The organism is Stenotrophomonas maltophilia group sp. Smal32, assembly GCF_030237085.1.
GTDB classification, from domain to species: Bacteria; Pseudomonadota; Gammaproteobacteria; order Xanthomonadales; family Xanthomonadaceae; genus Stenotrophomonas; species Stenotrophomonas maltophilia_Q.
In genome coordinates, this window is record NZ_JASJSI010000174.1 from 1 (window position 1) to 2500 (window position 2500).

Here is a 2500-nt window from a genome sequence, read left to right on the forward strand (position 1 = left end):
TAAACCCTGGCGATGACCTACTCTCGCATGGCTTGAGCCACACTACCATCGGCGCAGCTGCGTTTCACTTCCGAGTTCGGGATGGGATCGGGTGGTTCCACAGCGCTAATTTCACCAGGGAGGCTTTTGGAGAGTCGCACTCGTCCCGTGGGACAAGGCGCCAGCCTCGCATAGTTCTTGTGACGTAGCGTGCACTTGGATGCTCTTACGACGTTGTCGTAAAGCCAAGGCAACTTGAGGTTATATGGTCAAGCCGCACGGATCATTAGTATCAGTTAGCTCAATACATTGCTGTACTTACACACCTGACCTATCAACCACGTAGTCTACATGGTTCCTTCAGGGGGCTTGTGCCCCGGGAGATCTCATCTTGAGGCGCGCTTCCCGCTTAGATGCTTTCAGCGGTTATCGCTTCCGAACATAGCTACCCGGCAATGCCACTGGCGTGACAACCGGAACACCAGAGGTTCGTCCACTCCGGTCCTCTCGTACTAGGAGCAGCCCCTCTCAAATCTCCAACGCCCATGGCAGATAGGGACCGAACTGTCTCACGACGTTCTGAACCCAGCTCGCGTACCACTTTAAATGGCGAACAGCCATACCCTTGGGACCGACTACAGCCCCAGGATGTGATGAGCCGACATCGAGGTGCCAAACACCGCCGTCGATATGAACTCTTGGGCGGTATCAGCCTGTTATCCCCGGAGTACCTTTTATCCGTTGAGCGATGGCCCTTCCATACAGAACCACCGGATCACTAAGTCCTAGTTTCCTACCTGCTTGATCCGTCGATCTTGCAGTCAAGCACGCTTATGCCTTTGCACACAGTGCGCGATGTCCGACCGCGCTGAGCGTACCTTCGAGCTCCTCCGTTACTCTTTAGGAGGAGACCGCCCCAGTCAAACTACCCACCATACACGGTCCCCGACCCAGATAATGGGCCCAGGTTAGAACGTCAAGCACGACAGGGTGGTATTTCAAGGATGGCTCCGCTGCAGCTAGCGCCACAGTTTCATAGCCTCCCACCTATCCTACACAGACGAACTCAACGTTCAGTGTAAAGCTATAGTAAAGGTTCACGGGGTCTTTCCGTCTTGCCACGGGAACGCTGCATCTTCACAGCGATTTCAATTTCACTGAGTCTCGGGTGGAGACAGCGCCGCTGTCGTTACGCCATTCGTGCAGGTCGGAACTTACCCGACAAGGAATTTCGCTACCTTAGGACCGTTATAGTTACGGCCGCCGTTTACTGGGGCTTCGATCAAGAGCTTCGCCTTGCGGCTGACCCCATCAATTAACCTTCCAGCACCGGGCAGGCGTCACACCCTATACGTCCACTTTCGTGTTTGCAGAGTGCTGTGTTTTTGATAAACAGTCGCAGCGGCCTGGTTACTGCGACCCTCTTCAGCTATAGCTCGCACGAGCCACCAAAAAGGGTGCACCTTCTCCCGAAGTTACGGTGCCATGTTGCCTAGTTCCTTCACCCGAGTTCTCTCAAGCGCCTGAGAATTCTCATCCTACCCACCTGTGTCGGTTTACGGTACGGTCTGCGTAAGCTGAAGCTTAGGAGCTTTTCCTGGAAGCGTGGTATCAGTGACTTCGCCATAAAGGCTCGTCTCGGTGCTCGGTCTTAAAGGATCCCGGATTTGCCAAAGATCCAAACCTACCGCCTTTCCCCAGGACAACCAACGCCTGGTACACCTAACCTTCTCCGTCCCTCCATCGCACTTACGCGAGGTGCAGGAATATTAACCTGCTTCCCATCGACTACGACTTTCGTCCTCGCCTTAGGGGCCGACTCACCCTGCGCCGATTAACGTTGCGCAAGGAAACCTTGGGCTTTCGGCGTGCGGGTTTTTCACCCGCATTATCGTTACTCATGTCAGCATTCGCACTTCCGATACCTCCAGCAGACTTCTCAATCCACCTTCAACGGCTTACGGAACGCTCCTCTACCGCGCATAACAAAGTTATGCACCCCAAGCTTCGGTTCTGTGCTTAGCCCCGTTAAATCTTCCCCGCAGACCGACTCGACCAGTGAGCTATTACGCTTTCTTTAAAGGGTGGCTGCTTCTAAGCCAACCTCCTGGCTGTCTGTGCCTTTCCACATGGTTTTCCACTTAGCACAAAATTTGGGACCTTAGCTGTGGGTCTGGGTTGTTTCCCTTTTCACGACGGACGTTAGCACCCGCCGTGTGTCTCCCATACAGTCCGTCTCGGTATTCGGAGTTTGCAATGGTTTGGTAAGTCGCGATGACCCCCTAGCCATAACAGTGCTCTACCCCCGAGAGGATACATATGAGGCGCTACCTAAATAGCTTTCGAGGAGAACCAGCTATCTCCGGGTTCGATTAGCTTTTCACTCCTAATCACACCTCATCCCCTACCTTTGCAACGGGAGTGGGTTCGGGCCTCCAGTGCGTGTTACCGCACCTTCACCCTGGGCATGACTAGATCACCCGGTTTCGGGTCTACTGCCCGCGACTATGCGCCCTTATCA

The 2500-nt window shown here is 54.2% G+C and carries 2 rRNA genes (1 of these 2 cut by a window edge); both read right to left on the reverse strand.

Annotation, left to right across the window (positions count from 1 at the left end):
• Window positions 1–4 precede the first annotated feature (4 nt).
• Window positions 5–119, reverse strand: a 5S ribosomal RNA gene (rrf, locus tag QRO91_RS21700).
• Window positions 120–244: 125 nt separating this feature from the next.
• A 23S ribosomal RNA gene (locus tag QRO91_RS21705) occupies window positions 245–2500 on the reverse strand; it runs 624 nt beyond the window's last position.